General features: G+C 53.0%; 1 protein-coding gene and 1 pseudogene. Both read left to right on the forward strand.

Annotation, left to right across the window (positions count from 1 at the left end):
• A partial coding sequence (locus tag LIQ05_RS19460) for a methionine adenosyltransferase domain-containing protein (protein WP_226822941.1) occupies nucleotides 1–299 on the forward strand: 299 nt, incomplete at its 5' end.
• Nucleotides 299–587: pseudogene (locus LIQ05_RS19465) on the forward strand (hypothetical protein); the annotation flags it as partial. The gene LIQ05_RS19460 and the pseudogene LIQ05_RS19465, both read left to right, overlap by 1 nt.

A 587-nucleotide genomic window follows, 5' to 3' on the forward strand; every position in this document is an offset into this window, starting at 1 on the left:
ACATGGTAGCTGCCGGACTTGCCAGCCGATGCCAGGTGTCCCTTGCCTATGCCATCGGGGTTGCCCAGCCAGTCATGGTGCAGGTGGATACCTTTGGAACCGGAAAGATCTGTGCGGATGACTGCCTCGCCGCTGCGATTCCTCTGGTGTTTGGGCTTACCCCAAGCCAGATTAGTGACACCCTGCACCTGAAGCGGCCGATCTACCGACAGAGTGCCGTGTTCGGGCATTTTGGAAGAAAGGAATTCCCGTGGGAGAAAACGGATAAGGCAGAGCAGCTCCGGGATACCGTGATGTAATGCCGTGGATTCCGGAAGAAGAGATCAAACGGGCAAGGGAGATCACCGCCATTGAGTACCTGAAGAAATACCAGCCGAACCGCCTGAAAAAATCTTCAGCCAGAAATGAATGGGAGCTGACAGACCACGATAGCTTTAAAATCAACGAGCTCACCAGCCAGTGGCACTGGAAATCCAGAGATATCGGGGGAACCAGTGCATTAAATTTCCTGATCCATGTAGATGGGTGTTCCTTTCTGGAGGCAGTGCAAATGCTGAAAGATGAGTATCCCACCTATATCCCTCCTC

It is taken from the genome of Blautia glucerasea (assembly GCF_020537505.1).
GTDB lineage: Bacteria > Bacillota > Clostridia > Lachnospirales > Lachnospiraceae > Blautia_A.